This window comes from Oceanisphaera sp. (assembly GCF_052084945.1).
Lineage (GTDB): Bacteria > Pseudomonadota > Gammaproteobacteria > Enterobacterales > Aeromonadaceae > Oceanimonas.
Genome location: NZ_JBQDEX010000163.1, coordinates 1 through 4126, shown reverse-complemented (window position 1 = coordinate 4126; position 4126 = coordinate 1). Strand labels below are relative to the sequence as shown.

At 45.9% G+C, this 4126-nt stretch carries 4 protein-coding genes; all 4 read right to left on the bottom strand.

Going from position 1 to position 4126, the window contains the following annotated elements; translation table 11 throughout:
- Nucleotides 1-149 precede the first annotated feature (149 nt).
- A complete protein-coding gene (locus ACTHY5_RS11405) occupies nt 150-821 on the bottom strand; it encodes a class I SAM-dependent methyltransferase (RefSeq protein WP_441879735.1) in 672 nt (223 codons plus the stop codon).
- 270 nt (nt 822-1091) lie between these two features.
- On the bottom strand, nt 1092-2969 hold the full coding sequence (gene dxs / locus ACTHY5_RS11400) for a 1-deoxy-D-xylulose-5-phosphate synthase (protein ID WP_441879732.1): 1878 nt from the start codon (nt 2967-2969) through the stop codon (nt 1092-1094).
- A gap of 21 nt (nt 2970-2990) precedes the next feature.
- Nucleotides 2991-3881: a (2E,6E)-farnesyl diphosphate synthase gene (gene ispA / locus ACTHY5_RS11395; RefSeq protein WP_441879729.1), complete on the bottom strand. Its 891-nt coding sequence runs from the start codon at nt 3879-3881 to the stop codon at nt 2991-2993.
- A 1-nt stretch (nt 3882) separates the two neighbouring features.
- A partial coding sequence (gene xseB, locus ACTHY5_RS11390; RefSeq protein WP_441879727.1) for an exodeoxyribonuclease VII small subunit occupies nt 3883-4126 on the bottom strand: 244 nt, incomplete at its 5' end.

Genomic DNA, 4126 nt, shown 5'->3' with positions numbered 1-4126 from the left:
TATGCCAGCAAAAAAATACCGAGCCTAAAGCTCGGTATGATGAATGGGGCTTATACCCATCTAAGTAAATATATGGTCAGTTTGTATTAAGTAAAAAACTAAGGATTATTTTGATCAGTTAGTTTTACAGATTGGCATTCATCGTTTGCTTAATCCGCGGCAATTAACTGGCGAGAAAAAGTCAAAATATGGCCTTTAAACGGCTGCTCTAAATAATCGGTATGCTCGGGTTTGCTGTGGGTACTGGTAAAGCCAAATTCAATCATTTTTTGACTGATCTTATTTTTTCTACCCCGTCCCGGATCCACCAATATCACCTCACATTCTGGGTTAGCATGGCGTTGAATAAAATCTGCGAGCATGATGATATGTTGATCTTCGTACAGTAAATCACTGCCAATAATTAAATCAAACAAGCCTAACTTGCTACGATTATCTGCCCAATCTACACGCTCAAACGCTATGTCTTTGTTGTTGTTAAGCTGTGTATTTCGGTCAAGAAAAGACTCAACAGTTGGGTGATAATCGGTAGCGGTAATGTCGGCGCCGCGTTGGTTAAGCAGTATACTTGCCAACCCAATGCCACAGCCCACTTCAAGAATACGCTTTTCTGCTATGTCGTAATCAAGCATGTGGTTTGCAAGTACTTTACTAGATGGCCACAACACACCAAATAGTGGCCAAGAAGTATCACAAATACCTAATTTTTCAGCTATGCCATTAGGATCACTAAACTGCTGATTATCACGTAAAGTGCATAGGTGTATATCGGTATTGCCAATCTCAATCGTTTGATAACGTACGCGCAGGGGCGAAGTCATAATAAATCCTAGGTAGGAGGCTAAGCTGAGACATGAGTGAGGACAGATGTTACTCAGCAACATAAAACAAGATCAAGAAACTTAAGCACATTATAGTGCATTTTACTGAATGTTGCTGATATTTAACCGCGTTAGGGTTTTATGCTGCAAGACAGGAAGTAGTAGTGTATAGCGCTATTTTTGTGAGGTATTTAAGTAAAATAACGTGGGGATAACTCTTTCGCGTGAGCAGCATCAGCCATACCTAGGTGATATGGCTGATTGGTGCTATTAAACTGCCTGATATGCTTTAATTGAGCGTACCATGCCGTGAGCGTCTAATCCGAGTTTAGCTAACACTTGCTGCTGGGAGCCTTGCTCAACAAAGAAGTCAGGTAGGCCTAAGTTGAGTACCGGAAGTGGTTTTTTATGGCGCATTAAGCATTCATTTACCGAAGAGCCTGCGCCGCCCATAATGGCATTTTCTTCAATGGTTACCAATAATGTATGTTCAGCCACTAATGATAATAGTAAGGCTTCATCTAATGGTTTTACAAAGCGCATATCGACAAGTGTTGCGTCTAATCGTTCGGCGGCCATCTGAGCTTCGCTTAACAAACTGCCAAAGTTGAGTAAGGCCACCTTGCCATGAATGTTGTTGGATTGGCGAATGACGCGCCCTTTACCTATTTCCAGTGCTTGCATCTGTGGCTGTATCTTAGCATTAGGGCCACTACCTCTGGGGTAGCGTACCGCTGCAGGCCCTGGATATTGATAGCCAGTATAGAGCATTTGGCGACATTCATTTTCATCAGCAGGGGTCATGATCACCATATTAGGCACGGTGCGCATAAAGCTTAAATCGTAAGCCCCTTGATGAGTAGGGCCATCGGCACCCACAATCCCCGCACGGTCTATGGCAAAGAGTACATCCAATTCTTGTAATGCCACATCATGAATAAGCTGATCGTAACCGCGCTGTAAAAAGGTAGAGTAAATAGCCACCACCGGCTTGTTACCTTCTATTGCCATACCCGCAGCCAAGGTCACTGCATGTTGCTCGGCAATGGCCACATCAAAATAACGCTTAGGGTACTCTTTTGAGTAGCGTACTAAGCCTGATCCTTCACGCATAGCAGGCGTAATCGCCATTAATTGCGGGCATAGTTCAGCCATATCACACAACCAATCACCAAATACTTGCGAGTAGCTTGGGCTGGAAGGGGCACTCTTTGGTAATACACTGTCAGCGGGATTAAACTTAGGGACACCATGATAGCCAATAGGGTCTTGTTCAGCAGGTAAGTAACCTTTGCCTTTACGGGTCATAATGTGCAAAAACTGTGGCCCTTTGAGCTTGCGCATATTGCGCAAGGTTTCTACTAGGGTATCAATATCATGACCATCGATTGGGCCTACATAATTAAAACCAAATTCCTCAAATAAGGTGCCAGGAATGACCATGCCTTTAATATGTTCTTCAGTACGCTTGGCTAGCTCTTTAAGGGGGGGCAATATTTCTAATGCTTTTTTGCCGCCCTCACGCAGCGTGCTATAGACAGAGCCGGACATAATGCGTGCGAGATGGTTGTTCAGTGCCCCGACGTTTTCCGAAATCGACATTTCGTTATCGTTTAAAATAACCAGCATGTCGTTATGAACGTCACCCGCGTGATTAAGTGCTTCAAAGGCCATACCTGCGGTAATAGCACCATCACCGATAATGGCTGCTACCTTACGGTTTTTTTGTTCTTGTTCAGCGGCAATCGCCATGCCTAATGCAGCACTGATGCTAGTGCTAGAGTGACCGACACTTAAGGTGTCGTACTCGCTCTCTTCGCGCCAAGGAAAAGGATGTAAGCCTTCAAATTGGCGAATGCTAGCAAGGCGCTCACGCCGACCGGTTAATATTTTATGGGGGTACGCTTGATGGCCTACATCCCATACTAAGCGATCAAAAGGAGTATTATAGACGTAGTGTAGAGCAACGGTTAACTCAACGACCCCTAGCCCAGATGCTAGGTGCCCACTACTTTGGCTTACTGAGTGCAGCAGGTAAGCGCGTAACTCAGAGCATAAGAGCGGTAACCTATCTTGTGGCAAACTGCGTAACTCATCGGGGAGATTAGCCAGTGCCAAGGTTGGATAATCGGCAATATTCAGACTCATAAGCTTATTATTATGCTCGCTCTAAAAATCGCGTTTAACGATGTAGTGAGCGAAGGCTTCCAGTGTTTGAGTAGGATAGGGGATATCAGCCAGTGCCGACAGTGCCTGCTGCTGCAAGCGCTCGGCAAGGGCTCGAGCACCTTCAAGCCCCAGCAATGCAGGATACGTACTTTTTTGCAGAGCTTGATCTTTACCTTGAGTTTTACCCAAGGTTTGGGTGTCGGCGGTAATATCCAAAATATCGTCCTGCACTTGAAATGCTAAGCCAATCGCGTCGGCATAACGGCTTAATGCAGTAAAGTGTGTTTCTTGCATATTATTAACACAAAGCGCCCCTAAGCGCACGGCGGCAAGAATTAATGCACCGGTTTTGTGACTATGTAGACTTTCTAAGGTGCTGGCGTCAATGGTTTTACCTTCCCATTGGATATCGAGCGCTTGCCCACCACACATGCCATGATAGCCACTGGCTTTGGCCAGCTCTTGCACCATACGTAATTGATGCCCTGCAGGTAAGCCCAAAGCGGGTTGGCTTAATAACTCAAAAGCCAATGCTTGCAACGCATCGCCGGCCAAAATAGCGGTCGCTTCATCAAATGCTTTGTGTACCGTTGGTTGACCTCGGCGTAAATTATCGTTATCCATGGCGGGTAAGTCATCGTGGATCAATGAATAAGCATGAATACATTCTAGCGCCGCTGCGGCGGCATCTAAAGCCGCGTTATTAGGGTCACCTAATACGTCGCCACTGGCGTATACCAACATAGGGCGAACACGCTTCCCCCCTTGCAGCAGGCCATATTCCATTGCCGCTTTTAGCTGTGGTGCCAGTGTGCTGAGATTCTCAATCGCTTCGGCTAATACCTTGGCTATGCGCTCATGATAATGCTGCTGTTGTTGGATGAAAGCCACGTTAGCGTTCCTCTTGGCTCGTCGCGAAGGGGGCGAGTAGCTCATCATCTTGTTGCAGTAATACCTGTACTTGCTGTTCGGCTTGACTCAGGCGCTGCTGACCTGCGCGTACTAACTGCACACCGCGCTCAAACGACTTAAGCGACTGCTCTAAACTGAGATCACCTTCTTCTAGCTGGTTAACCAAGCTTTCTAATTCAGCGAGAGCGCTTTCAAAATCCATATTTTCAGGTTTTTTGGTAGCC

Coding starts and splice junctions, on each gene's coding strand:
- dxs (WP_441879732.1), bottom strand. CDS start 2,969: ATGAGTCTGAATATTGCCGATTATCCAACCTTGGCACTGGCTAATCTC.
- ACTHY5_RS11405 (WP_441879735.1), bottom strand. CDS start 821: ATGACTTCGCCCCTGCGCGTACGTTATCAAACGATTGAGATTGGCAAT.